Origin of the sequence: Micromonospora sp. CA-249363 (assembly GCF_050950185.1) — a bacterium.
Taxonomy (GTDB): Bacteria; Actinomycetota; Actinomycetes; order Mycobacteriales; family Micromonosporaceae; genus Micromonospora.
Map to the genome: position 1 here is coordinate 5,840,655 of NZ_CP192020.1, position 25,614 is coordinate 5,866,268.

General features: G+C 72.0%; 22 protein-coding genes. 3 read left to right on the top strand and 19 right to left on the bottom strand.

Features of this window, described 5'->3' with window-relative positions; all coding sequences use genetic code 11:
• Window positions 1-51 precede the first annotated feature (51 nt).
• From ACQPZK_RS26005 to glyA, 7 genes are all read right to left on the bottom strand, one after another.
• Window positions 52-873 carry a F0F1 ATP synthase subunit delta gene (locus tag ACQPZK_RS26005; RefSeq protein WP_433535459.1) on the bottom strand — a complete coding sequence of 274 codons (822 nt, stop codon included), beginning with the start codon at window positions 871-873 and terminating at the stop codon, window positions 52-54.
• The gene (locus ACQPZK_RS26010; protein ID WP_433539320.1) at window positions 873-1,412 is read right to left on the bottom strand and encodes a F0F1 ATP synthase subunit B; all 540 of its coding nucleotides are present in this window, start codon (window positions 1,410-1,412) and stop codon (window positions 873-875) included. The genes ACQPZK_RS26005 and ACQPZK_RS26010 overlap by 1 nt, the downstream gene beginning before the upstream one ends.
• A 32-nt stretch (window positions 1,413-1,444) precedes the next feature.
• The gene (locus tag ACQPZK_RS26015) at window positions 1,445-1,672 is read right to left on the bottom strand and encodes an ATP synthase F0 subunit C (protein WP_074314047.1); all 228 of its coding nucleotides are present in this window, start codon (window positions 1,670-1,672) and stop codon (window positions 1,445-1,447) included.
• 63 nt (window positions 1,673-1,735) lie between these two features.
• Window positions 1,736-2,533, bottom strand: a complete 798-nt coding sequence (gene atpB, locus ACQPZK_RS26020; protein WP_433115141.1) for a F0F1 ATP synthase subunit A — start codon at window positions 2,531-2,533, stop codon at window positions 1,736-1,738.
• A gap of 11 nt (window positions 2,534-2,544) precedes the next feature.
• Window positions 2,545-2,781 carry an AtpZ/AtpI family protein gene (locus tag ACQPZK_RS26025; RefSeq protein WP_355052858.1) on the bottom strand — a complete coding sequence of 79 codons (237 nt, stop codon included), beginning with the start codon at window positions 2,779-2,781 and terminating at the stop codon, window positions 2,545-2,547.
• A 191-nt stretch (window positions 2,782-2,972) separates the two neighbouring features.
• A complete protein-coding gene (locus ACQPZK_RS26030; RefSeq protein ID WP_433535460.1) occupies window positions 2,973-3,395 on the bottom strand; it encodes a hypothetical protein in 423 nt (140 codons plus the stop codon).
• A complete protein-coding gene (gene glyA, locus ACQPZK_RS26035; protein ID WP_433535461.1) occupies window positions 3,388-4,677 on the bottom strand; it encodes a serine hydroxymethyltransferase in 1,290 nt (429 codons plus the stop codon). The genes ACQPZK_RS26030 and glyA overlap by 8 nt, the downstream gene beginning before the upstream one ends.
• Window positions 4,678-4,816: 139 nt before the next feature.
• Here glyA and ACQPZK_RS26040 point away from each other — a divergent pair, with 139 nt between their 5' ends.
• Entirely contained in the window at window positions 4,817-6,280 is a 1,464-nt protein-coding gene (locus ACQPZK_RS26040; RefSeq protein WP_433535462.1) for an SDR family oxidoreductase, read from the top strand.
• 380 nt (window positions 6,281-6,660) lie between these two features.
• Here the strand turns inward: ACQPZK_RS26040 and ACQPZK_RS26045 are convergent, their stop codons facing one another.
• The 4 genes from ACQPZK_RS26045 to prmC all read right to left on the bottom strand — a co-directional run bounded on the left by ACQPZK_RS26045 (window position 6,661) and on the right by prmC (window position 11,088).
• On the bottom strand, window positions 6,661-8,775 hold the full coding sequence (locus ACQPZK_RS26045) for a transglycosylase domain-containing protein (protein ID WP_433535463.1): 2,115 nt from the start codon (window positions 8,773-8,775) through the stop codon (window positions 6,661-6,663).
• A gap of 106 nt (window positions 8,776-8,881) precedes the next feature.
• A complete protein-coding gene (locus ACQPZK_RS26050; RefSeq protein ID WP_433535464.1) occupies window positions 8,882-9,493 on the bottom strand; it encodes a phosphotyrosine protein phosphatase in 612 nt (203 codons plus the stop codon).
• Complete coding sequence (locus ACQPZK_RS26055) at window positions 9,494-10,141, bottom strand: L-threonylcarbamoyladenylate synthase (RefSeq protein ID WP_433539321.1); 648 nt, start codon at window positions 10,139-10,141, stop codon at window positions 9,494-9,496. It abuts the gene before it with no gap.
• Complete coding sequence (gene prmC, locus ACQPZK_RS26060) at window positions 10,141-11,088, bottom strand: peptide chain release factor N(5)-glutamine methyltransferase (RefSeq protein ID WP_433535465.1); 948 nt, start codon at window positions 11,086-11,088, stop codon at window positions 10,141-10,143. The genes ACQPZK_RS26055 and prmC overlap by 1 nt, the downstream gene beginning before the upstream one ends.
• A 73-nt stretch (window positions 11,089-11,161) precedes the next feature.
• Between prmC and ACQPZK_RS26065 the strand changes: the two genes are divergently transcribed.
• Window positions 11,162-12,709, top strand: coding sequence for a diguanylate cyclase domain-containing protein (locus ACQPZK_RS26065; protein WP_433535466.1), 1,548 nt, complete (start codon window positions 11,162-11,164; stop codon window positions 12,707-12,709).
• Window positions 12,710-12,813: 104 nt separating this feature from the next.
• Here ACQPZK_RS26065 and prfA read toward each other — a convergent pair whose 3' ends face one another.
• Both prfA and rpmE read right to left on the bottom strand, forming a co-directional pair.
• Window positions 12,814-13,902, bottom strand: coding sequence for a peptide chain release factor 1 (gene prfA, locus ACQPZK_RS26070; protein WP_433535467.1), 1,089 nt, complete (start codon window positions 13,900-13,902; stop codon window positions 12,814-12,816).
• A 115-nt stretch (window positions 13,903-14,017) separates the two neighbouring features.
• Window positions 14,018-14,242, bottom strand: a complete 225-nt coding sequence (rpmE, locus tag ACQPZK_RS26075; RefSeq protein WP_007464546.1) for a 50S ribosomal protein L31 — start codon at window positions 14,240-14,242, stop codon at window positions 14,018-14,020.
• Between the two features lie 278 nt (window positions 14,243-14,520).
• Here rpmE and ACQPZK_RS26080 point away from each other — a divergent pair, with 278 nt between their 5' ends.
• Window positions 14,521-15,417 (top strand): AAA family ATPase, encoded by an 897-nt coding sequence (locus ACQPZK_RS26080; protein WP_433535468.1) that lies wholly within the window; start codon window positions 14,521-14,523, stop codon window positions 15,415-15,417.
• Between the two features lie 66 nt (window positions 15,418-15,483).
• On the opposite strand, the gene rho is transcribed toward ACQPZK_RS26080, so the two are convergent.
• The 6 genes from rho to thrC form a co-directional block, all read right to left on the bottom strand.
• A complete protein-coding gene (gene rho, locus ACQPZK_RS26085; RefSeq protein ID WP_433535469.1) occupies window positions 15,484-17,583 on the bottom strand; it encodes a transcription termination factor Rho in 2,100 nt (699 codons plus the stop codon).
• 295 nt (window positions 17,584-17,878) lie between these two features.
• Window positions 17,879-18,823: a homoserine kinase gene (thrB, locus tag ACQPZK_RS26090; RefSeq protein WP_433535470.1), complete on the bottom strand. Its 945-nt coding sequence runs from the start codon at window positions 18,821-18,823 to the stop codon at window positions 17,879-17,881.
• A gap of 66 nt (window positions 18,824-18,889) precedes the next feature.
• Window positions 18,890-20,134 carry an MFS transporter gene (locus ACQPZK_RS26095; RefSeq protein WP_433535471.1) on the bottom strand — a complete coding sequence of 415 codons (1,245 nt, stop codon included), beginning with the start codon at window positions 20,132-20,134 and terminating at the stop codon, window positions 18,890-18,892.
• An 11-nt stretch (window positions 20,135-20,145) separates the two neighbouring features.
• On the bottom strand, window positions 20,146-20,961 hold the full coding sequence (locus tag ACQPZK_RS26100; protein WP_433535472.1) for a polysaccharide deacetylase family protein: 816 nt from the start codon (window positions 20,959-20,961) through the stop codon (window positions 20,146-20,148).
• 148 nt (window positions 20,962-21,109) lie between these two features.
• Window positions 21,110-24,391: an efflux RND transporter permease subunit gene (locus ACQPZK_RS26105; protein ID WP_433535473.1), complete on the bottom strand. Its 3,282-nt coding sequence runs from the start codon at window positions 24,389-24,391 to the stop codon at window positions 21,110-21,112.
• Window positions 24,392-24,509: 118 nt separating this feature from the next.
• Complete coding sequence (thrC, locus tag ACQPZK_RS26110; RefSeq protein WP_433535474.1) at window positions 24,510-25,559, bottom strand: threonine synthase; 1,050 nt, start codon at window positions 25,557-25,559, stop codon at window positions 24,510-24,512.
• Window positions 25,560-25,614 lie beyond the last annotated feature (55 nt).

Below are 25,614 nucleotides of genomic sequence, written 5' to 3' on the forward strand. Positions count from 1 at the left end.
GCCGCCCAACGGTGAGGCGGCGGAACCACCGCATTGCTGGCGGCGAGCCGTTCAGCGTTTCGCGAGCGCGTTGCGGGTCTCGTTGAGGCGGCGCAGGATGGTGCCGTCGTACAGGTCGGAACCGACCCGCACGCTCACGCCACCGAGAACGGCGGGGTCGACCGTCTGCTTGACGGACACCTCTCGACCGTATATCGCGGCGAGGCTGGCACCCAGTCGACGCTCGTCCTCGTCACTCAACGGGGCCGCGACGGTCACGTACGCCACCTGCCGGTCACGCCGGTCGGCGGCCAGCTCGACCAGCCGGCTGAGCGCCCCGCCGAACGAACGCCCACCGAAACCGGCGAGCGCCGCCTCGACGAGGCTGACGGTGACCGGACGGGCCTTGCCGGCGAGCAGCTCGCGGGCCAGGGTGGCCCGCTGCTCGACCGGGGCGACCGGGTCGGCGAGCGCGTTGCTCAGCGCCGGCTGACCGGCCACGACCTGACCGAAGCGGAACAGCTCGTCCTCGACCTCGCCCAGCTCGCCGGCGGAGTCGGCGCTGGCCAGCAGCGCCTCCACGCCCAGGCGCTCGGCGCCGTCGAGCACCTCCGACGGTGCCGACCAGCGGCCCGAGACCAGCGTGACGAGCAGATCGAGCGCGTCCGCGCCGATCCGCCCGCCCAGCATGTCGCCGAGCAGCGCGCCGCGGTCCTCGCCGGAACGGGCCGGGTCGGAGAGCGCCCGACGCAGCCGCGGCTCACGCCGCAGCAGGGTCGCCACGGAGAGGATGGCGTCGGCGGTGGCGGCCACCGCCGACGGCTCCGCGCCGCGGACGTACGCGTCGAGGCGCTCGGCCGCGACCTTGTACGACTCCCGGCTGGCGGCCTGCATCAGCGGGCCCCCGTGCTCTCGAGACCGTTCAGGAACCGGTCGACGGTGCCCTTGCGCCGCGCCTCGTCGGCGAGCGACTCACCGACGATCTTGCTGGCCAGGTCCACCGCGATGGTGCCGACCTCCGCGCGCAGCTCGCGCACGATGGTGGCCCGCTCGGCGGCGAGCGCGTCCTTGCCGGCCTGGATGACCCGGTCGGACTCCTCACGTGCCTTGGCGAGGATGTCCTGCCGGATGCCCTCGGCGTCGGCCCGCGCGTCGTCACGGATCTTGGCGGCGTCGGTCCGGGCCTCGGCGAGCTGGGCCCGGTACTGCTCGAGCAGCTGGTTCGCCTCGGCCTGGGCGGCCTCGGCGCGCTTGATGCCGCCCTCGATCGCGTCGACCCGAGCCTGGAACGTCTGCTCCATGCGCGGGAAGACGAACTTCATCAGCACGAAGCAGAGCACGGCGAAGGCGACCGTGCCGACCACGATCTCCTGCCAGATCGGAATGATCGGGTTGTGGTCTGACTCACCACCCTCGGCGGCGAGGAGGAACAACATGGGTGACCTCCCGGTCGGAAGGGGCGGGATCAGCCGGCCCAGATGAAGCCGAAGGCGATGCCGAACAGCGCGAGCGCCTCGATGACGGCGAAGCCGATCCAGACGTACGGCAGGGTCATGCGCGACGACTCGGGCTGCCGGGCGGTCGACTGGATGTAGGCGGCGAAGACCAGGCCAACGCCGATGCCCGGGCCGATGGCCGCGAGGCCGTAGCCGATGGCGGCGGTGCTGCCCTCTACCGCGGCGACGTAATCCATTAGTGGTTCCTCCTGGTTATCACGCGTGACTCTCACGCGGGACGACAACGGTTGGTGCGTGGATCAGTGCTCTTCGGCGAGCGCGCCCTGGATGTAGCTGGCGCTCAGCACCGTGAAGACGTAGGCCTGCAGGACGATGACGAGCGCCTCGAGGAGGGTCAGCGCCACGGTCATCACCCAGGAGACCACCGAGACCGGCGCCAACCAGGCGTTGGCGTTGAGCATCGCGAAGCCGCCGAGCGTGAAGACCAGCAGGAGCATGTGGCCGGCGAACATGTTCGCGAAGAGACGAACGGCCAGTGAGAACGGCCGGATGATGAAGGTCGAGAACGCCTCGATCGGGATCAGCAGCGGCAGGATGTACCAGGGTGCCGGCGGGATCAGGGCGTGCTTGAAGTACTTGCCGAAGCCGTGGTGCCGGATGCCGATGTAGTTGAACAGCACGTAGCTGATCACCGCGAGGATCGCCGGGAAGGCGATGTGCGAGTTCGGCGAGATCTGGAAGAGCGGAATGATCGCGAAGGCGTTCGTCACCAGCACGAAGCAGAACAGCGTCGTGAAGTACGGAGCGAACCGCACGCCCTGGTGCCCGATCATGTCGACCGAGATGTTGTTGCGCACGAAGCCGTAGATCGACTCGGCGAACCACTGCTTCTTGGTCGGCACCAGCTGCGGGTTCCGATAGGTCGCCAGGAAGAAGATGATCAGAAAACCGACCGCGATCCAGATCATCAGCGTGAACTTGGTGAACCACGGAGCGTTCTCCGCGCCCCAGGGCACGATCGCGGGCAGGTAGAAGTCCTCCACACTGGGTGGGAATGCCGCCTGGCCCGCTGCCAGGACGTTCGCCTGTCCGAACACCGCGTCCCTTCCTAAGTAGGCGTGCCGAGTCGGCGGATGACCAGGATGACGCCCCCAGCCATGCCGAGCACGAAGCCGATCCCGGTGGCGACGCCACCGGTGTCGAGCCACTGGTCGACCAGCCAGCCGATGAAACCCCACACGAGCATGCCTCCGATGAGGTAGCTGAGCGCGGTCCAACCCTGACCGGCACCGGACGGATAGTCGTCCGGTTGACCGGCGGGACGGGGGGTTTGGTCATCAGCCATGACGGGGCGAACGATATCAGCCGGGAAGACGAGGCTGTGCCTCACCCCCCGCACAACCGTCGTTGTGTGGGCATCTCGTGGGCGCCGTCGTCTGTGGGCACGCTACTCCCCTTCCGCCCGTCGGAAAATGACCGGAGGCCGACACATTGCCGCGCGTCCGATAGGTGGGACACCCCGTGTCGTTGACCAGGTCAGCCGGAGCGGCGGGCGTGCACCGTGGTCAGCCACCAGAGGTGCGCCGCCGTCCACACTGCCACCCCGGCGACGATGCCGAGGCAGAGCGGAACCAACCCCGCCCAACCGGTCGACGCCACCGCCACCAGGACGACACCCAACAGGGTGAACTTCAGCACGTACAGCCCCAGCCCGAGCGGCAGCAGCAACTGCGGGTTGACCTGGTCGGCCCGCGCCAGCACCACGGTCGTGAGGGTGTAACTGAGCACCGTCACGCCCACTCCGGTCGCCGCGCCGAGCGCCGCCGGCGCGCCGCCGGTCACCCCGCCCACCACGGCCGCGACCACGGCCAGCGCCACCGACGCGGCCAGCAGCACCGGTAGGTGCCGCAGCCGCCACCGTCCGTCGGTCGCGGGCTCGACCACCCCGGGCTCAGCCACGGGGGTACGCCGGAAAAGCCGCCGCCAGCTCGGCCACCTCGGCCCCGATCGTGCTCAGCGCGTCGGCGCCACCCGGTTCACCCGGGTTCGTGCGCACCGCGCGGGCGATCAGGGCGGCCACCTGTCGCAGCTCACCCTCGCGCATGCCCTGCGTGGTGACGCTCGGCGTGCCCACCCGGATACCCGAGGCCACCAGCGGCGGCTGCGGGTCGTACGGAATGGCGTTCTTGTTGAGCGTGATCGACGCGGCGTCGCAGCGGGCCTCGGCCTCCGCGCCGGTCACCCCCAGCTCCCGGAGGTCGATCAGGGCGAGGTGGGTGTCGGTGCCACCGGACACCGGGCGCATGCCCTCGTCGGCCAGCCCGGCGGCGAGCGCCTGCGCGTTGCGCACCACCTGGGCGGCGTACGTCTGGAACTCCGGCTGGGCCGCCTCGCGCAGCGCGACCGCCTTCGCCGCGACCGCGTGCATCAGCGGCCCGCCCTGGGTGAACGGGAAGACCGCCTTGTCGATCCGCTGGGCCAACGACTCGCGGCACAGGATCATGCCGCCCCGCGGGCCGCGCAGCACCTTGTGGGTGGTGGCGCAGACGACGTCGGCGTACGGCACCGGGGACGGGATCGCCCGACCGGCCACCAGGCCGATGAAGTGCGCGGCGTCGACCATCAGGTACGCCCCGACCTCGTCGGCGATCTCCCGGAACCGCGCGAAGTCGATCAGCCGGGGGTACGCGGTGGCCCCACAGATGATCAGCTTGGGCCGGTGCGCGCGGGCCAGGTCGCGTACCTCGTCGTAGTCGATCAACTCGGTGTCCGGCCGGACCGGGTAGCCGACCGGGTGGAACCACTTGCCGGAGAAGTTCACCCGGCTGCCGTGGGTGAGATGCCCGCCGTGCGGCAGGTCCATCGCCAGCACCGTGTCCCCCGGCTGCACCAGCGCGGCGTACGCGGCCAGGTTGGCGCTCGCCCCGGAGTGCGGCTGGAGGTTGGCGTGCTCGGCCCCGAACAGCTCCTTGGCCCGGGCGATGGCGATCTCCTCGGCCCGGTCCACCTCGGCGCAGCCACCGTAGTAGCGCCGACCCGGGTACCCCTCGGCGTACTTGTTGGTCAACGTCGAGCCGAGCGCGGCCAGCACCGCCGGGGACGTCAGATTCTCGCTCGCGATCAGTTGCAGGCCACCCCGCAACCGGTCCAGCTCGCCGAGGACCACCCCGGCGATCTCCGGATCGGTGGCCCTGAGCTGGGCGAAATCCGGCCCCCAGAAGGTGCTCGTCTCGGTCTCCACAGCGAACGAGTCTAGGGCCTGTCGCACAAGGGCGGCCGCGCCGAGGCGGAGTCCGGGCGGCGATCCGACCGCGTCCGGGCCCGCCGCAGGCCGGCCGGTTCTTGTGCGACAGGCCCTCGGTGGCCGCAGACTGGAAGCCGTGAGATGCCTCGTCACCGGCGCCACCGGATACATCGGCGGGCGACTGACGCCGCTGCTGCTCGCCGACGGGCACACCGTGCGCTGCCTGGCCCGCAAGGCCGGACGCCTGCGCGACGTGCCGTGGGCGTCGGCGGCCGAGATCGTCGAGGGCGACCTGAGCCGCCCGGAGACGCTGCCCGCCGCGTTCGCCGACGTCGACGTCGCGTACTTCCTGGTGCACTCGCTCGGCCGGGAGGACTTCGAGGAGGCGGACCGGGTGGCGGCCACGAACTTCGCGGCGGCGGCCCGCGCGGCCGGCGTACGCCGGATCGTCTACCTCGGTGGTCCGGAGCCGGCGGCCGACGCCGAGGTCCCGTCGCCGCACCTGCGGTCCCGGGCCGAGGTGGGCCGGATCCTGCTCGCCAGCGGCGTGCCCACGGCGGTGCTGCGCGCCGCGGTGATCATCGGCTCCGGCTCGGCGTCGTTCGAGATGCTGCGCTACCTGACCGAGCGGCTGCCCGCCATGGTCACGCCACGGTGGGTCCGCAACCGGATCCAACCGATCGCGGTCCGCGACGTGCTGCGCTACCTCGCCGGCTGCGCCACTCTGCCGCCCGAGGTCAACCGCGGGTTCGACATCGGCGGGCCGGACGTGCTGACCTTCCGCGACATGATGCAGCGCTACGCGCGGGTGGCCGGGCTGCGGCGACGCGTCATCGTGCCGGTCCGGCCGCTCACACCGTCGCTCTCGTCGCACTGGGTCGGCTTCATCACCCCGGTACCGAACAAGATCGCTCGGCCGCTGGTGGAGAGCCTGATCCACGAGGCCGTCGCCCACGAACACGACATCGCCCGGTACGTGCCCGACCCGCCGGGCGGACTCACCGGCTTCGACGAGGCGGTGCGGTTGGCGCTGGCCAAGGTGCGCGACGCCCAGGTGGAGACGCGCTGGTCCACCGCGAGCGGCCCCGACGCGCCCGCCGAGCCGCTGCCCAGCGACCCGGACTGGTCCGGCGGCACGGTGTACACGGACGTGCGCGAACGAACGGTGGACGCGTCGCCGGCGGCGCTCTGGCGGGTCATCGAGGGCGTGGGCGGCGAGCACGGCTGGTACTCGTTCCCCCTCGCCTGGTCGGTACGCGGCTGGCTGGACCGGCTGGTCGGCGGGGTGGGACTGCGGCGGGGCCGGCGCGACCCGCACCGCCTCCAGGTCGGCGAGGCGCTGGACTTCTGGCGGGTCGAGGAGATCATTCCGGGTGAGTTGTTGCGGCTGCGCGCGGAGATGCGACTGCCCGGCCGCGCCTGGCTGGAGATGCGGGCCCTGCCGGCCGACGACGGCCACAGCCGCTACCAGCAACGTGCCGTCTTCCTCCCCCGTGGGCTGGCCGGCCACGCCTACTGGGGCTCGGTGACCCCGTTCCATGCCGTGATCTTCGGCGGCATGGCCCGCAACATAGCCCGCAACGCCGAACAAACCCCCTAACCCCCCACGCCCACGCCCACGCCCACGCCCACGCCCACGCCCACGCCCACGCCCACGCCCACGCCGACGCCGACGCCGATCTTGCACTTTCTGTTGCCGTTTTGCCGTCTTGGTGCCTTAAGTCGCCACCAAAAGTGCAAGATCGCCGAGCCGGGGCGAGCGGAGCCGGGGCGAGCCGAGCCGGGGCGAGCGGTGACGGCGGCGGATCCCGGAGTTAGCCCCGCGGCCGCCGATCTTGCACTTTGTGTTGCCGATTCGCGGCTTTTGGCACCCTAAATCCCCGCAGAAACTGCAAGATCGGCGCGACGGAGGCGGGGCGTGACGGGGCGGGGTGGGACGGGGTGGGGTGGGGCTCGGCGGGCAGGCGGGGCGGGGCGGGGTCAGTTTGTGGTGCGGGCGCCGGTTACCTGGAAGGCGGCGCGTTCGCTGGGCGGTACGAAGTCGCGTACCGGCTGGTTGCGCAGGCCACGGGCGAGCACCTCGCCCACCCCGGTCACCATCCGGGCCTGCACGGCCTGACCGACCGCGTCGCGCGGATCGTCGGGGTTCGCCGCCATCGAGGCGACCACCAGCTGCGGGGTGAAGGCCACCACCGTCTCGGTCTCGTACCGCTCGGAGCTGCCGGTCTTGCCGGCCACCGGGCGGCCCAGCCGGGATCGCAGGTCAGGCGCGGTGGCGCCGTCGCACCGCCCGTACATCGACTGGTCGCCCACCGGGCAACGGGCCGCGTCCGCCGCCGCCCGGGCCACGTCGGTGTCGAGCACCTGGCGGCAGTCCGGCTTGGCGGCATCCACCGGATGACCGGCCGAGTCGCTGATCGAGACCACCGGCAGGGGCGCGCACCAGGTCCCCTCCGCCGCCACCGTGGCGTACGCCGCGGCCAGGTCCAGCGGGGTCGTCGCCGCCACGCCCAGCGTGAACGGGCCCCAGTCCTTCGCGCCGTAGCGGGCCAGCCGCTCGTCGGAGTCGGCCCGCAGCACGATGCCCAGCCGCTCGGCCATCTCGACCACCCGGTCGGCGCCGACCCGCTCGGTGAGCCAGGCGAAGTACGTGTTCACGGACCGGCCGAACGCGCCCCACATGGTGCGAGGGCCGTCCATCGACGAGGGGCTGGCGTTCGCCGGGCACCAGCGACCGTCACAGCTACCCGCACCGGTCGCCGGGAAGCGGGTGAGCAGTTGCGTGGGCGCGGTGAACTCGGTTGACAGCGGCATGCCGGATTCCAGCGCGGCCAGCATGGTGAAGAGCTTGAACGTCGAACCGGCCTGGTACCCGTCGATGGCCCCACCACCGGCCACGAGTTGGTTGACCGTGTTCGGGTGGTTCTTCTGCCCGACCGGGTTGTCCTCGACGCTGTAGTTGCGGTTCACCGACATCGCCAGCACCCGGCCGGTGCCGGGCTGCACCACGGCGGTGGGTACCGCCCGCGCCTCGGTGGGCTGGTAGATGCGCAGAACCTGCTCGGTGGTGGCCTGCTGCACGGTCGGATCCAGCGACGAGACGATGGAGAACCCGCCCCGGCGCAGTGTGCGCTGCCGCTCGTCGGCGCTCGAACCGAACGCCGACTGGCTGCTCCACCAGCGGGTGAACCAGTCGCAGAAGAAGCCCCAGTCCGTGTGTCCGTCGGGCACCCCCGTGCAGTCGTTCGGCGTCTCGCTGGGGCGCAACTGCAACGGCTCGGCCCGTGCCGCCGCAGCCGCGTCGGCGGGGACCTGACCCGTCTCGACCAGGCGTTCCAGCACGTACGTCCGCCGGTGCAGGGCGCTGTCGGCGTCCCCGTTGATCGGGTCGTCACTGTCCGGCGACCGGACCAGCCCGGCCAGCAGCGCGGCCTGGGGCAGGGTCAACTCGGCGGGCGAGACCGAGAAGTAGCGTTTGCTGGCCGCCCCGATGCCGTACGCGCCGGCGCCGAAGTACGCGATGTTGAGGTAGCGGGTGAGGATGTCCTCCTTGCTGAGCTCCCGCTCCAACGCCAGCGCGTACCGCATCTCCTGGAGCTTGCGGGCGGTGGTGACCTCGGTGGCTGCCTGGCGCTGCCGCTCGGTGAGGCGGGGGTCGCTGCTGAGCACGTTGCGGACGTACTGCATGGTCAGGGTGGAGGCGCCCTGCCGGGTCCTCCCGTCGCGCTTGTTGACCGTGAAGGCGCGCACCACACCGCGCAGGTCCACCCCGCTGTGCTGGTAGAACCGGACGTCCTCGGCGGCCACGATGGCCTGGCGCATCACCGGGGCGACCTCGTGCAGCGGCACGTCCACCCGGTCCTCCTGGTAGAAGGAGGTGATCAGGGTGGTGCCGTCGTTGGCGTAGAGGTTGGAGCGCTGCGCGGTAGGCGGCGTACGGAGCGTGTTGGGCAGCTCCGAGTACGGCGTGGAGAGGGCGCTGAACCCGATCCCGAAGACCAGGGCGGCGGGCAGGGCGGCCCCGGCCAGCACCAGTCCGGCCAGCACGCCGGCGATCACCACGGTCAGCAGTTTGTCGAGTCGGGCCCGGATCATCAGCTCTCCCCGCAGGAGCCGGTCACACTAGGACCCGTTCAGAATGACCCGGAACGCACCTTTCGCCCCTGGTTTTCCCTAAACCCGGAGGAAACTCGCACGAGGCTCAGGGCAGCAGCGCGGCGGCCAGCGGGTGGACCGTCTCCTCGATCTCGTCGGCGACCCGGGTGAAGCACTGGTCGCCGCGACCCCATGGATCGTCGAGATCGTCGGTGGGCAGCGCCGAGGCGCCCAGCCGTTTGTCGTGCGCCGCCGCCACCAGGGCCACGCCCCGCGCGTACACCGCCTCCGGGGTCGCCTCGGCCGCCGGCAGCGCGGTGGCGTCCACCGCGGCCAGCAGCCGGCCGAACTCACCCAGCACGAAGGTGCGGGCCGCCGCGTCCGGGCGGAGCGCCACCACGTACTCCTGCTGGTCGGCCGTCGCCGTCAGGACCAGGTCGGCGGCGTCGATGTGGTCCGAGCGCAGCTTGCGCGCCGCGAACCCGTCGACGTCACCGCCCCGGTCGACGACCTGCCGTGCCGCCGGCGGGTTCATCTCCTCGCCCGCGTGCCAGCCGCCGGTGCCGGCGCTGTGGCTGTACAGCAGTGCCTCGGCGCCGGCCGGGTCCTGCGAGCGCCGGGCCAACCGCTCCCGCACCGCGAGGGCGAGCAGCCGCTCGGCCATGGGCGAGCGGCAGATGTTGCCCATGCAGACGTGCAGGACGGTGAACGGGGGCACTCAGGCCCCCTGGACGTCGAGAAGATCCGGTACGACGTCGCGCAGCTTCTCCAGCGGGATCGCGCCGGCCCGCAGCAGCTGCGGCACCTCGCCGGTCAGGTCCACGATCGTGCTCGGCACCGGATCGGGACAGGGCCCGGCCTCCAGGTAGGCGCGCACCGAGTAGCTGAGCTGGTCGCGCGCCTCCTCCGCGGTCACCGCCGCCGGCTGTCCCGTCTTGTTGGCCGAGGAGACCGCCATCGGGCCCGTCTCGCGCAGCACCTCCAGCGCCACCGGGTGCAGCGGCATCCGTACCGCCACGGTGCCGGTCTTGTCGCCCAGGTCCCACTGGAGGCTCGGCGAGTGCTCGACCACGATGGTCAGCGCACCCGGCCAGAACGCCTCCACCAGATCCCGCGCTGCCGAGGGCAGCGAGAAGACCAGGCCGTCCAGGGTGTGCCGCGAACCGATCAGCACCGGCGGCGGCATCTGCCGACCCCGGCCCTTCGCGTCCAGCAGCGCCTTGACCGCGTACGGCGTGAACGCGTCCGCGCCGATCCCGTAGACGGTGTCCGTCGGCAGGACGACCAGCTCGCCGTTCTTGACGGCCTCGATGGCCGCGGCGATGCCGCGGTCCCGATCGACGGGCGATCGGCAGTCGTAGAGCATCACGGGGAGTCAGTCTGCCACGCCGGCCCGGGCACGGTGTGCTGGCCGTCCGCCCGTCGGGACGCGGTGGCGTAGCGGGGGCGGCCGGTGAGGTCCGGATGCTCCGCGACGGCCTCGAAGCGGCCGTCCCGGGCCAACAGTTCCGGCACCGCCTCGCCGTGGGTGTCGTCGTGCTCGACCCCGATCACGCCGCCGGGTCGCAGCAGCGCCGCCGCACGGTCGATCACCGGCCGGATCACCGCCAGGCCGTCGACGCCCCCGAAGACCGCCTCCGCCGGATCGTGCGCGGCCACCTCGGGCGGCACCACCACGTCGACCGGCACGTACGGCGGGTTGCAGAGCAGCACGTCCACCCGGCCCACCAGCTCGGCGAGCAGGTCCGGAGCGGTCACGTCGGCCTCGACCACCTCGATCGGCCGGTCCCCCGCCGCCGCCCGCTCAGCCGCGTTGCGGCGCAGCCACGCCAGCGCCGCCGAGGACCGCTCCACCGCGACCACCCGCGCCCCGGGGAGCTCCTGCGCCACCGCCAACGCGATCGCGCCGGTGCCGCTGCACAGGTCCACCACCAACGGCTCGGCCCTGCCCCGGCCCTGCTCGACACCCCATCCGGCCAGCAGCTCCGTCTCCGGGCGGGGCACGAAGACGCCCGGACCGACCGCCAGCTCCAGGTGCCGGAAGCCCGCCCGACCGGTCAGGTGCTGCAACGGCTCCCGGTCGGCGCGCCGCCCGACCAGCTCGTCGAGTCGGGCCAGCTGGGCGTCGTCCAGGTCGTCGGCGAGAGTCAGCCGACCCCGGGGCACGCCCAGCACGTACGCCGCCAGCAGCTCGGCCTCGACGCGCGCCGGGCCCACGCCGGCCGCGGCGAGCACGCGGGCCGCCCGGGCCACCGCGGCGGACGGACGGGTACGGCCTGTCCCTTCGGAGGGGTGTTGCGGCAGAGTGGTCACACGATAATCATGGGGCGTCGCGGGGCGACGCCATGAACGGGTGCGTCGAGGCGCACACGACAGGAGGTTGTGGGTGGGCTGGCTCGACCGGGTCCATGACCAGGTTGACACTCTCTCGCACGCCCGCGCTTTGCAGGAAGCAAGTCGCTCCGCGGAGTCGTACACCCTTCTGGAGCGTGTGATCCGCACCACGTCGGATCCGGCGGCCCGGGCGGACGCCATGGTCCAGCGGCTCTCCGCCTTGATCAATCTCGGTCGGACGGCGGAGTTCACCCGGGCCATCGAGGAGGCGTCGGCGGCCGTCCGCGACCTCGCCGAGCCCTACCTGCACGGGCACCTCAACGCGCTGGCCGCGCTCGCCGCCCACCACCAGGGCGCGCTGGACCGCTGCGTCACCCACCTCGTCAAGGCGGCCCGTGCCCTGAACGCCGTGGAGGACCCGGACCGGGACACCGCCTGGGGCTGGCACGACCTGGCGATGGCCTACAGCTACCTCAGCTTCCACGGGTACGCCCTCGGCGCGATCGAACGCGCACGACAGCTCGGGTTGACCGCGGGGATCCCGGAGGAGACGTTCGCGGCCCCCGGCATCCGGCTGCGCAACGCCGTGGCGCTGGACCACAACGGCGACAGCGACGGTTGCCTGCGCGTGCTGCGCGACGTGGCGGCCGACCTTGCCCAGTTCGTCCAGAGCGGGCGGGCCGGTCGGCTACGTCCCAGCAGCCTCGCCGCGTACGGGTACTCGGCGGCGCGGCAGGCCGCGCTCGGCGACACCCTGGACCCGCCCGGCGACGCCGTCCCGGCCCGGCTGCTCACCCACGGCGGTGACAGCGCACGCGCTCGGGACCTGCGGCAACTCGGCATGGTCTGCCTGGCCATCGCGGACGGCCGGCCCATCGAGGCGGTCACCCGGCTGGACACCATCCGGGTGTCCACCGAGACGCTCGGCGCGGCCGAGCCGGCTCGGCTGCGCAGCATCGCGCTCGCCCGCGCCGGCGACCATCCCGCGGCCCACCGGGCGGACCGGCTGGCGTTCCGGCTCGCCGCCCAGCGCAACGACCGGCTCCGCGACGTCTACATCGACGGCATCGCCGCCCGGATCGACCACGAGGAGATGCGCCGGGAGGCGGCACGGTACGAGGGTGAGGCGTTGACCGATCCCCTCACCGGATTGCCGAACCGGCGTCGCCTGGAGCGGTACATCACCGCCGTCGTCACCCGGGGCGAGCGGGTCGTCATCGGCGTCTGCGACCTGGACGGCTTCAAGGCGGTCAACACCCGGCACGGCCACCACTCCGGTGACCTGGTGCTGCAACGCATCGCGGGAGTGATCAACCGGGTGATGCGCCGGGGAGACTTCGTGGCCCGCTACGGCGGCGACGAGTTCGTCGTGGTGCTCCCGGACACCGGCATGACCGAGGCCACCGAGGTGGCCCGCCGGATCGAGGCGGCGGTCCGCAACGAGGACTGGGAGTCGCTGGTGCCGGGCACCCCGGTCGGGGTGAGCATCGGCTTCGCCGAGGTCTCCGGCGGTAGCGGGCTGCGCGACGCGCTCAGCGTCGCCTTCGAGCAGGCCGACCGGGAGATGCTGCGCGCGAAGTCACGCCCCCGCGCAAGCTGAGCCCCAGCTGGGCCGATCAAGGTGCCCCGCACAAAGCTCACAACGGGATGACGCACTCACCAGAACCCCATGATCAACGGGGGCGGGGCGTGGGGGCGGGGTGGTCAGCGGCGGGTCAGTTCGGTGTCGCCGGCCAGGCGGGCGGCACGGTCGGCCTCGGCCAGGGCGTCCAGCACGCCGTCCAGGTCCCCGGCGAGCGCCAGGTCCAGGTTGTACGCGGTGTAGCCGATCCGGTGGTCGGTGATCCGGTTCTGCGGGAAGTTGTAGGTGCGGATGCGCTCCGAGCGGTCCACGGTGCGCACCTGCGCCTTGCGGGCGTCCGAAGCGGCGGCGTCGGCCTGCTCCTGGGCGGCGGCGAGCAGTCGGGCCCGCAGGATGCGCATCGCCTGCTCCCGGTTCTGCAACTGGGACTTCTCGTTCTGGCAGGACACGACGATGCCGGTCGGCACGTGCGTGATCCGTACCGCCGAGTCGGTCGTGTTCACCGACTGGCCGCCCGGGCCGGACGAGCGGAACACGTCGATGCGCAGGTCGTTCTGGTCGATGGTGACGTCGACGTCCTCGGCCTCCGGCAGCACCAGCACCCCGGCGGCGCTGGTGTGGATCCGGCCCTGCGACTCGGTCACCGGAACGCGCTGCACCCGGTGTACGCCGCCCTCCCACTTGAGCCGCGACCAGACGCCGTTGCCGCCGTCCGGCACGCCCTTGGTCTTGATCGACAGCGAGACGTCCTTGACCCCACCGAGGTCCGAATCCTGCGCGTCGATCACCTCGGTGACCCAGCCGTGCCGCTCGGCGTACCGGGTGTACATCCGCAGCAGGTCGCCGGCGAACAGCGCCGACTCCTCGCCACCCTCACCGGCCTTGATCTCGACGATCACGTCCTTGGCGTCGTGCGGGTCACGTGGGATGAGCAACTCGGCGAGGCGCTCCTCCAGGGCCGGCAGGGACGCCGCGATGGAGTCCGCCTCGGCGGCGAACGACGGGTCCTCGTCGGCCAGCTCGCGGGCCGCTGCCAGGTCGGCGCGGGCCTGCTCCAGCTCACCGGCGGCCTTGTGCAGCGGCACCAGCTCGGCGTACCGGCGACCCACCCGGCGCGCGGTGGCCTGGTCGGCGTGGATGGCCGAATCGGCCAGCCGCTTCTCCAGCTCCGCGTACTCGTCGAGGAGTCCGGCCAGACGCTCGCTGCTCATGCTGCGGATGCTCCTTCGACGACGCGGCACCGGGAGGGCCAAGGGTGGTGACGGGCGAAACGCGGACGGCGCCCGCGTCCGGTGCGAAAACCGGACACGGGCGCCGAACGGGGAGTTACTTGGCCTTCTTGGCCTGAACCTTGGCGTACTTCTGCTGGAACTTCGCGACCCGACCGGCGGTGTCGAGAACGCGCTGCTTACCGGTGTAGAACGGGTGGCAGGCGCTGCAGGTCTCGACGTGGATCGCGCCGCCCTTGGCGGTGCTGCGGGTCGTGAACGTGTTACCGCAGGAGCAGCTGACCTCGGTGGTCACGTACTCCGGGTGGATGTTTGCCTTCATCTCGCCTCGGTCCTCTCGTTGGTGGTCGCCGGGTCGCCGTCATCACTCGTCGCGCCGTACGCGACGGGCTCGGGCGTGAACCGGAACCGGTGTGGCCGATTGACCAGTGTGCCATGGGCCTGAGCCGACCCGGTAAGCGGGCGGCACACCTCGTCCGGCATCGTCAACACAGGTCTCCCTGTCCGCATTCCCGCCGTCCGGCGGGGCATTCGCCGGGCCGGCGGGCCACCGCCAGGTAACCCGCCCGGGGTACGTCCGTCGAGCCGGAGTGTGCGTCCATGACCCGCCTGATCGCTACCCGAGGGCTGCCCGCCTCGGGCAAGACGACGTTCGCTTCCACCCTCCAACCGTCCGTCGCTCGGGTCAACCGGGACGACCTGCGCCGGATGCTGCACGGCGAGAGGCTCCTCACCCAGTGGGCCGAGGCGCAGGTGACCACCGCCCAACGCGCGCAGGTCGAGGCCTTGCTACGGGCCCGGGCGGATGTCTGCGTGGACGACACCAACCTGCGGGCACGGACCCTGCGGGGCTGGGCGGACCTGGCCGCCCGCCACGGCGCCGACTTCGAGGTGCACGACTTCACCGACGTGCCGCTGGACGAGTGCCTGCGCCGGGACGCCGCCCGGCCGGCCGCCGAACGCGTCGGCGCGGAGGCGATCCGCCGCCTGGAGGAGCGGTACCTGCGGGGACGGGTGCTGCCGTTGCCGGTGCCGCAGGCCGGAGCCGGACGTCCCGCCGTGGTGCATCCCCCGTCGGCCGAGCCACCGGAGATCGTCCTGGTGGACATCGACGGCACCGTGGCGCTGGCCGTGTCCCGCAGTCCGTACGACATGACCCGGGTGGGCGACGACGAACCGAACACGGCGGTGATCGCGGCGGTCCGGGCCATGCACGCCGCCGGCTACGGGGTGGTGTTCTGCTCGGGACGGGACGCGTCGGCCCGGGCGGCCACCGAGGCGTGGCTGGCCCGGCACGTACGGGTCCCCTACCTCGGCCTGCACCTGCGGGCCCTGAGCGATGTGCGTAAGGACTCGATCGTCAAGCGGGAGATCTACGACCGGGAGATCCGGGACCGCTACCGGGTCGTCGGTGTCTTCGACGACCGGGTCCAGGTGGTCCAGATGTGGCGGGCCCTCGGCCTCACCGTCTTCCAGGTGGCCGACGGCGACTTCTGAGGCGGCGGGATCGAACGACGAAGGGGCACGGCCAGGACGGCCGTGCCCCTTCACGTCACCTGGGGATCACTCCCCCGGCGTCGACTTCGCGATCTGCATCAGGAACTCGATGTTGGTGCGGGACTGCTTGAGGCGGTCCAGCAGCAGGTCCATCGCGGCCTGCGAGTCCAGCGAGTGCAGCACCTTGCGGAGCTTGTGGATGATGGCCAGCTCCTCGGGCGCGAGCAGGACCTCTTCCTTACGGGTGCCGGACGGGTTGATGTCGATGGCCGGGAAGGTCCGCTTGTCGGCGATCTTCCGGTCCAGCTTCAACTCCGCGTTACCGGTGCCCTTGAACTCCTCGAAGATGACCGTGTCCGCCATGGAACCGGTCTCCACCAGCGCCGTAGCGATGATGGTCAGGGAGCCGCCGTTCTCGATGTTGCGGGCCGCGCCGAGGAAACGCTTCGGCGGGTAGAGCGCGGTGGAGTCGATACCACCCGACATGATCCGGCCGCTGGCCGGCGCCGCCAGGTTGTACGACCGACCGAGCCGGGTCACCGAGTCGAGCAGCACGACGACGTCGTGCCCCAGCTCGACCAGACGCTTGGCCCGCTCGATGGCCAGCTCGGCCACCGTGGTGTGGTCCTGCGGCGGACGGTCGAACGTGGCCGCGATGACCTCGCCCTTGATCGACCGCTGCATGTCGGTGACCTCTTCGGGCCGCTCGTCGACCAGCACCACCATGAGGTGGCACTCCGGGTTGTTGCGGGTGATCGCGTTGGCGATCGCCTGCAGCACCATCGTCTTACCCGCCTTCGGCGGAGACTGGATGAGCGCCCGCTGGCCCTTGCCGATCGGCATGACCAGGTCGATGACCCGGGTGGTCAGGATGTGCGGCTCCGTCTCCAGCCGCAGGCGCTCCTGCGGGTAGAGCGGCGTGAGCTTGTAGAACTCGGGCCGACGCCGCGCCTCCTCCGGCTCCATCCCGTTGATCGTGTCCAGCCGCATCAGCGGGTTGTACTTGTCCCGCCGCTGGTCGCCGCTGTTGCCACCCTCGCGTGCCGCCCGCACGGCGCCGGTGATCGCGTCACCGCGACGCAGGCCGTACTTCTTGATCTGGGACATCGAGACGTAGACGTCGTTCGGGCCGGCCAGGTAGCCGGTCGTCCGTACGAAGGCGTAGTTGTCGAGCACGTCGATGATGCCGGCCACGGGGACGAGCACCTCGTCCTCGCCGACCTGCGGCTCACGGCCGCCGCCGGTGTCCCCGCCGGTGTCCCCGCGCTCGCCACGACCACGGCGACGGTCCCGGAAGCGGCTGCGCCGGCCACGCCGACCGCCGCCCTCGCCGTCCTCGTCGTCGTTGTCGCGCTCGACGCGCTGACCACGGTCGTTGCGGTCGGCGCGCTCCGAACGGTCGTTACGGTCGTTGCGGTCGCCCCGGTCGTTGCGCTCGTTGCGGTCGCCCCGCTCGGCACGCTCGCCCCGGTCGGCACGCTCGCCCCGGTCGTTGCGCTCGGCCCGCTCGCCCCGGTCGGAGCGCTCGCCCCGATCGTTGCGCTCGGCCCGCTCGCCCCGCTCGTTACGGTCGCCCCGATCGTTACGGTCGCCCCGCTCGGCACGCTCGCCCCGGTCGTTGCGCTCGGCCCGGTCAGAGCGGTCGTTGCGCTCGGCCCGGTCGCGGCGGTTCTCGCCACGCTCGGACCGCTCGCCGCTGTCGAACTCGTCCGTACGGGCCTCGGCGGCACGCGGCTCGGAGGTGCCGACCTCGGAGGTACGGGCCTCCGCCGCGGCGGTCCGGCTGCGCCGCGAACGACCGCGGCTCTCGGTCTCGGTGGCCGGCTCGGCCGGCGCCTGGTCGGTGCTGCGACCCTCGGCCGCCGGACGGTCCACGGTTTCCCGCACCTCCTCACGGGCCGGAGCGGCCGCAGCGGCGACCTCGGCTCGCGGTCGAGGGGTTCCGGCGGCGTTGCCGCCCTGCCGCTCGGAGATCGCGGCGATCAGCTCACCCTTGCGCATGCGAGCAGTGCCGGAGATGCCGAGCGACGCAGCCAGGCTCTGCAGCTCTGGCAGCAGCATCGCCGACAGACCGGTACCGCTGCGCCGACGACGGGCGGGAGCGGCAGCGGTGGCATCGCCAGCGACGTTGGAAACATCCGACGTCACGTCGGTGGTGTCGCTCAATGGATTCCTTCCCTCGATAAGGCCGGGACTGCCCGGAGTCGGAGCTCAGGTGGCCGGGCGGCCTCGGTGCACCCGCCTCGCAAGGACGCGTCGCGGGAGTCTGTGACACAGCAGCCGGTGGTTTCCCGACCCACCAAACGTCGGTGGGCAGGTCTCGCCGTCTGCGGCGACCTGTGGAAACTGCGGTGCGGCGTGGGCCTTGGCAGGGGTGACGGGCTGACCGCCGAGAGCTTCGGGGGTGCGCCGCCCCGCAGGAGATCGCGTGCTTCGCGGCTGTGCTAGGTCTAGAGCGTAATCAACTCTTCCGACCTGCGGCAACAGGGTCCCGCTCGGCGTGTCCAAGTCTACCCCGGGCGACCCGGGCACCGCTGACGTCTATCGGTAACTTCCAGATCTGCCAGTCTGTTCCCGCGTCGAAGCCGGCCGGCGGCTCGTCGAACGCCAGCACGGTCGGCCCGGCCCCGGAGACCACAGCCGCCACACCCGCCTCTCGCAACGCTCTGACCAGCGACGATGTGCCCGGCATACCCGCCGCGCGGTAGTCCTGGTGCAGCCGGTCGACGGTGGCCGGCAGCAGCAGGGACGGGTCCGTGGTGAGCGCGTGCACCAGCAACGCCGCCCGTCCCGCGGTCAACGCGGCGTCGGCGTGGGGCACGGTGGTCGGCAGAGCCGCCCGGGCGGTCGCGGTCAGGCCGCGCTCGGAGGGTACGAGAACAGTGGGTCGTACGGCGTCGGCGACCGGCAGGGACACCGCACGAGCGCCGTCCGTCTCGGTCCACGCCAGCGTGAAGCCGCCGAGCAGACAGGGCGCGACATTGTCCGGATGGCCCTCGATCTCGGCGGCGAGCCGGAGGACAGCCGACTCGTCCAGCAGCCGCTCGCCGTCGACGACCAGGGCACGGGCCAGCAACACCCCGGCGACGATGGCGGCCGACGACGAGCCGAGGCCGCGTGCCTGCGGTATCCGGTTGACGCACTCCACGCTCAGGCCCGTGGGGTGCGCCCCCAGGACGTCGAACGTGGCACGCATGGCCCGCACCACCAGGTGCTGATCGTCGACCGGCAGCTCACCGGCGCCCTGACCGGTCACCGATACCCGGACCCCGCCGGTCGACACCTCGGCGGCGAGGTCGTCGTAGAGCCCGAGGGCGAGCCCCAGCGCGTCGAAGCCCGGACCGAGATTGGCGCTCGTCGCGGGAACCCGGACCCGGACCGGCCCGGCGGTGAAGTTCGTCGGCACGGGCCCATGCTAGGACCCGACACCGACGATTCGGCCGCTCGCCCGCACCATGGGACCGACCAGGTCTCAGGTCGCCGGGTCGGGGACCGGTTCGGCGGCCGGATCGGTCAGCGAGAGACGGCGGGTGGCGATCCGCCAGCCGACCGCGTACACGACGGTGACCAGCCCGCAGCCGGCCAGCACCACCCGCTCGTCCACCACGTCCACGACCAGGGCAACCGCCAGCTGACTCACCGAGATGGCCAGCGTCGCGAGCATCATGTCGGTCGCGAACACCCGCCCACGCAGCCGGTCCGGCACCTCGCCCTGGAGGGCGAAGTTCGACATCACCCAGTTGCTGCCGCCGGCGAAGTGCGCCACGAACACCAGCAGCAGCACCAGCGGAAACCAGCGGACCACCGACACGCCCACATAGGACAGCCCGTAGAGCGACATGGACAGCGCGAGCCCGGGCAGCAGCCAGGACCGGTTGGTCAACACCCGGCGCATCAGGATGGGCCCGACCAGCGCGCCCGCGCCGCGTACCGCGAAGAGCAGACCCGCGCCCAGCGAACCGACGCCGTACATCCCGGCGAGCAGCGGGAACACGGTCAGCACCCCGTTGCCCAGGCCGACCGCCGACTTGACCGTGACCAGCGCCAGCACCCGAGGCCGGTGCCCGATGTAGCCGAGCGCCTCACGGACCGCCGACCAGGTCCGCTGCGCCGGCAACAACGGGTCGCGGGCCGCCTGCAACGGCCGGCGGATCCGCGTGGCGAGGCCCGCGGCCAGCGCCAGGCCGGCCGCCGCCACCCAGAAGCAGGCGTACGGGCCGGCGGCCGAGCTGAGCACGCCACCGAGCGAGGCGCCCACCACCGTCATGGTGCCCCAGGCCGAGCCGGCCACCGCGTTACCGGCCGCCAACTCGTGCGGCTCCAGCACGTTGGGCAGCGCGGCCTGGGCGGCCGGCGAGTAGAACGCCTTGGCGACCGCGACGGCCCCGATCGCCACCAGCGCCAACCAGGCCGTGCCGCGGTCGCGGACGCCGAGCAGCAGCAGCACACCGGCCAGCGCGGCCACGTTCGCAATGATCATGATCTTGCGCCGGTCGAACCGGTCGGCGATGGTGCCGGTGTACGGCAGCAGGAGCGCCACGATGCCGGTGTCCACCGCCAGCACCAGCGCCCCCCAGACGCCGCTACCCGTCAGATGCGGGAGCAGCACCAGCAGCGGCACCATGACGAACCAGTCAGCGCCGAAGACCACCAGTTCGGCGAGGAAGAGGTTGCGGAAGCTCCGATTGCCGGTAAGGACCGAAAGGGTGGACGCCACGGACCGGCACCCTACCCGGTCGGCATCGGGCCCACACCCGCTCCCAGCAGCGCCGAGACGGTGACGAAGGTGTACCCGCGCTCCCGGAGCCCGCCGATCATCTCCGGGAGGCCACGCAGCGCGACCAGACGCCGCCGCGGACCGACGTCGTGCCCGAGCAGGATCGTCCCGGGCCGGACCCCGTTGACGATCCGGATGGCATGACCGGCCGGGTCGCCGGCGAACTCCCGCTCGACCATCTGCAACGACCAGAGCACCAGCCGATAGTTCAACCGCGCGGCCGCGTGCAGCACCGCCCCACCCAGGTGGCCGTACGGCGGGCGGACCAGCCGGGGCGCACGGCCCGTCACGTCGGTGATCACGTCGTGGGTGCGACTCAGGTCGTCGTACACCGCGGCGGCGTCCAACTGGGCGAGGTCCCGGTGCGCCCAACTGTGATTGCCGACCTCGTGCTCGCCGAGCCGGTCGCGTACGAGGTCGGCGTGCTTGCGAACCTGGGTGCCGACCAGGAAGAACGTGGCGGGCACCCGGTGCTGGGCGAGGGTGTCCAGCACCATGGGCGTCCACTGTGGCGCGGGGCCGTCGTCGAAGGTGAGCGCGACCAGCCGCTGGGTGGTCGACCCCGACCAGACGACCGGCAGGACGCCGTCGCCGACGCTCTGCGCTCCGTTGCCGACCGTGGCGCTGGCCGGGCCGCCGGCAACCGGCAGCCGCCGGTGCGTCAACCAGACGTCCGTGACGCCCGCACCGGCGGCCGCTCCGGTCACCACCAGCGCGCTTCGGCGCAGCAGGTCGCGCCGGGACCACCCGCGCGCGCCCTCGGTCATCTGCCTGCCCCGCTCGTCTACGCCAACATCTACCAGGAGTATGCAAGACGTGACGCAAAGGTGAGGTCAGGTCGTTCGATCGGCATGGGCACGGAGCAGCGCCCCCGACAGGAATCCCTGCGGGGGCGCTGCCTGCGATGCCGGTCGACTACTCGGTCGGCTCCGACGGGGGCAGCGGCGACCTGCGGCTGCGGGGCAGTCGCAGCACCTCGAACTGGTCCGTGCCGTCCACCAGGGCACCCGACGGCGCGGGGCGCGCCGCCGACGGCTGCGTGCTCTCGGCCGACGTCGCCGCCGGCGCGCCCGTCGGCACCGCGACCTGGTTCGGGCCGTCCGGCTCGACGTTCGCCGACCCGCTCGGCGCCGCGTCACCGGAGCGCCCCCGATGACGGCGCTCGCGCAGCGACTCCTTGGTGTGCTCCACCATCGAGTAGAGGGTCGGCACCAGGATCAGCGTCAGCAGCGTCGAGCTGAGCAGGCCACCGATCACCACGACCGCCAGCGGCTGCGAGATGAAGCCGCCCTCCCCGGTCAACCCGAAGGCCATCGGCAGCAGCGCGAAGATCGTCGCGACCGCGGTCATCAGGATCGGGCGCAGCCGCCGTCGGCCGCCCTCGACCACCGCCTCCTGGACCCCCATGCCCCGGGCCCGGTACTGGTTGATCAGGTCGAGCAGCACGATCGCGTTGGTCACCACGATGCCGACCAGCATCAGCACACCGATCAGCGCCGGCACGCCCAGCGGCGTCCCGGTGACCAGCAGCAGACCGATCGCGCCGGTGGACGCGAACGGGATGGAGATCAGCAGGATCAACGCCTGGGTGAGGCTGCGGAACGTCGCCACCATGATCAGGAACACGATCGCGATGGCGACGAGCACCGCCAGGCCCAGGTCGCCGAAGGCGTCCGACTGGTCGGCGCTGACCCCACCGATGGTGAAGGTCGCTCCCGGGACGTCGATGCCGTCGAGCCGCTTCTGCAACTCCTTGGTCGTCGCGCCCAGGTTGGACCCGGTCGCGGCGCCGGTCACCGAGACACTGCGCTCACCGTCGATCCGGGACACCTGCTGCGGCCCCTCGGCCTGCGTGACGTCCGCGATGTCGTCCAGCTTCACCGGCCCGACCGGAAGGGCGCGCAGCTCCTCCACCGACACCGGCGCGGTCGCGCTCAGCCGCAGCACCACGTCCTGCTGGCGGCCGTCCAGCGCCACCTGACCCAGCGGAGCGCCACGGAACGCCTGCGACACGAGCTGACCCACGGCGGCCTCGGTGAGGCCGACCCGACCCGCGGCGACCCGGTCGACGGTCACGTCCACCCGCGGCACGCGCGCGGCGAGGCTCGTGGTGACGTCCTCGACGTCCGGGACGTCGTCCATCGCCGTACGGGCCGCCTCGGCGGCGCGGGTCAGCACCTCCGGGTCGCTGGCCTGGACGATCACCTCCAGTTGACTGGTCGAGGCGTCCTGGCCACCGCCGAAACCGACCTCGCCCACGCTGGTGCCGAGCTTGTCGAACTCCCGGCGCAGCTCCTCGCGTACCTGCTTGGCGTCCTTGTCCCCGCCGAGCGCCAACGACCAGCTCGCGACGTTGTTGCCGCCGCCGCCCGCCCACGGCGTGTCGCCGCCGCCGGCCGTCACCTGGTACGTGTCGACCCCGTCGGTCCGCCCGAGGACCGCCTCGACCTGCTTGGCCGCCGCGTCCGTCGCGGCCAGACTGCTGCCCGCCGGCAGCTCCTGCCGGAAGCTGAGCGTGTCCTGGCCGGAGTCGTCCAGGAAGTTCGTCTCCAGCTTCTGCGCCAGCCCGAAGGTGGCGAAGAGCACCAGCAGGCCGAGCCCGACCGTGATCCAGCGGGTCGACCGTTTGCGGGTGGCGAAGCCGATCACCGGCAGGTACGCCCGCTGCAACGGGTTGCGCAGCTCCTTCTCCTCCGCCTCGCGACGCACCGCCTCGTCGTCGACGGTGCCGCCACGCGGCTTGAGGAACCAGTACGCCAGCACCGGGATCACCGTCAGCGAGACCAGCAGCGAGGCGAGCAGGGCCACCGTCACGGTGATCGCGAACGGCGCGAAGAGCTGCCCCACGAACCCGCCGACCAGCGCGATCGGGGCGAACACCGCCACCGTGGTGAGGGTGGACGCGGTCACCGCTCCGGCCACCTCACGGACGCCGGTGATGATCGCGTGCTGCTTCTCCTCGCCGTACTCCAGATGCCGTTTGATGTTTTCCAGCACGACGATCGAGTCGTCCACCACCCGGCCCACCGCGATGGTCAGCGCGCCGAGGGTGAGCAGGTTGAGCGAGTAGTCGCCGATCCAGAGGGCGATCAGCGCCACCAGCACGGAGAGCGGAATGGAGACCGCGGTCACCACCGTCGAGCGCACCGACAGCAGGAAGACCAGGATGACGATGACCGCCATCACCAGGCCCAGCAGGCCCTCGGTGGTCAACGACTCGATCGACTTCTCCACGAACGGCGCCTGGTCGAACACGACCGTCAGCTCCGCACCGGAGGCGTCCTTCAGGTCGGCCAGCCGGTCGCGGATCTCGTGGGAGATCTCCACCGCGTTGCCGTCCGGCGAAGCGGTGACGGCGATGCCGAGGCTGTCCTTGCCGTTGGTCCGGGTGATCGCGGTGGCCGGGGCGAGCTGCTGCTCGACCGTCGCCACGTCACCCAGGCGCACCGGGCTCGCGCCCGGCGCGACGACGATGCCGCGCAGGTCGTCCACGGTGGCGACCGGCGTGCCGACCTGCACCGGCAGGGCCAGGCCGCCCGAGGTCACCGCGCCGGCCGGGATGGAGACGCCGTTGGTCTTCAGGGCGGTGCCGATCGCGGTCGGCACGAGCTTCGCCGCGGCCAGCTTCGCCGGGTCCGGGGTGACCACCACGACGTCGTCGCGGGTACCGGTCACCTCGACCGTGCGGACGCCCTCGATGCCCTCCAACTCCGGCACCACCGTCGCGCGCAGCTTCTCGGCGAGCGCCCGCTCGTCCACGCCGCCGGTCGCGGCCAGCACCACCGCCGGCAGGTCGTCGGTGCTGCCCGCGATGACCTGCGGGTCGACGCTGTCCGGCAACTGGGCGTCGATCCGGCTCAGCGCGGTCTGCATCTTGTTGACCACGTCGTCCAGGTCGGTGCCGAACTCGTACTCGACCTGGACCGTGGCCGACCCCTCGCGGGACGTGGAGGTGATCTTGTCCAGTCCCGGAATGCCCTGCAGGGCGTTCTCGATCGGCTCGGTCACCTGCGACTCGACGATCTCGGGTCCGGCGCCGGGGTAGGCGGCCACGATGAACGCGGCCGGGAACTCGAGCGACGGCAGCAGTTGCTGCTTCAGCGACGGCACGGCGAACGCTCCGAACGCCGTGGTCACCACCGCGATGAGGGCGACCAGCCCTCGGTTGGCGAGGCTGAATCTGGCGAGCAGCGACATCGGCCTGGCTCACTCCTGAAAGAGAATGCGGGCGGGGATACGTGAAAGTGTGCCGGACTCGATCACCGGAACCCCCGCCGCCCCCGGGGGCGGCCCGCCCTCGGCGGTGGTGCCGCTCTCAGGCCAGGTCGAGGGCGCGGGCGGCGGCCAACGGATCGTTGCCGATGGTCAGCGGTGCGGGCGCGGTGGAGATCGCCCACTCCGGGTCCTTCAGGCCGTGACCGGTCACCGTGCAGACCACCGTCGAGCCGGCCGGCACCGCGCCCGCCGCCGCCTGCTGGAGCAGACCCGCCACGCTGGCCGCGCTGCCCAGCTCGACGAACACGCCCACCTCGCGGGCGAGCAGCCGGTACGCCGACAGGATCTCCCGGTCGGTCACCGCCGCGATGAGGCCGCCGGAGGCTTCCCGCGCGTCGAGCGCCTTCGTCCAGCTCGCCGGATTGCCGATCCGGATCGCGGTGGCAATGGTGGACGGCTCCGGCACCACCTGGCCGGTCACGATCGGCGCCGCGCCGGACGCCTGGAAGCCGTACATCTTCGGCGTCCGCGTGGTGGCGCCGGCGGCGTGCTCCTCGGAATATCCCATCCAGTACGCGGAGATGTTGCCGGCGTTGCCGACCGGCAGGCAGTGGATGTCCGGCGCGTCGCCGAGCGCCTCGACGATCTCGAACGCGGCCGTCTTCTGCCCGTGCAGGCGATCGATGTTGACCGAGTTGACCAGCGCGACCGGGTGATCCTGGGCCAGCTTCGCGGCGAGCGCCAGGCAGTCGTCGAAATTGCCGCTGACCTGGAGCAGCTTCGCCCCGTGCACCAGCGCCTGGGCCAGCTTGCCCAGCGCGATCTTGCCCTGTGGCACCAGCACCGCGCAGGTCAGCCCGGCCCGGGCCGCGTACGCCGCGGCGGAGGCGCTGGTGTTGCCGGTGGAGGCGCAGATGATCGCCTTGTTGCCGGCCTCGACCGCCTTCGACACCGCGAGGGTCATCCCCCGGTCCTTGAAGGAGCCGGTCGGGTTGGCCCCCTCCACCTTCAGGTAGACGTCACAGCCCAGCCGGGCCGAGAGAACCGGCGCCGGCAGCAGCGGGGTGTTCCCCTCGTGCAGCGTGACAACCGGCGTGGCCGCGCTGACGGGCAATCGATCCCGGTACGCCTCGATCAGACCCCGCCACATGTCGCTCTCCTCGCCTCTCTGCCGCCGGACCGACCCGAGCACCGGGTCACCCTGG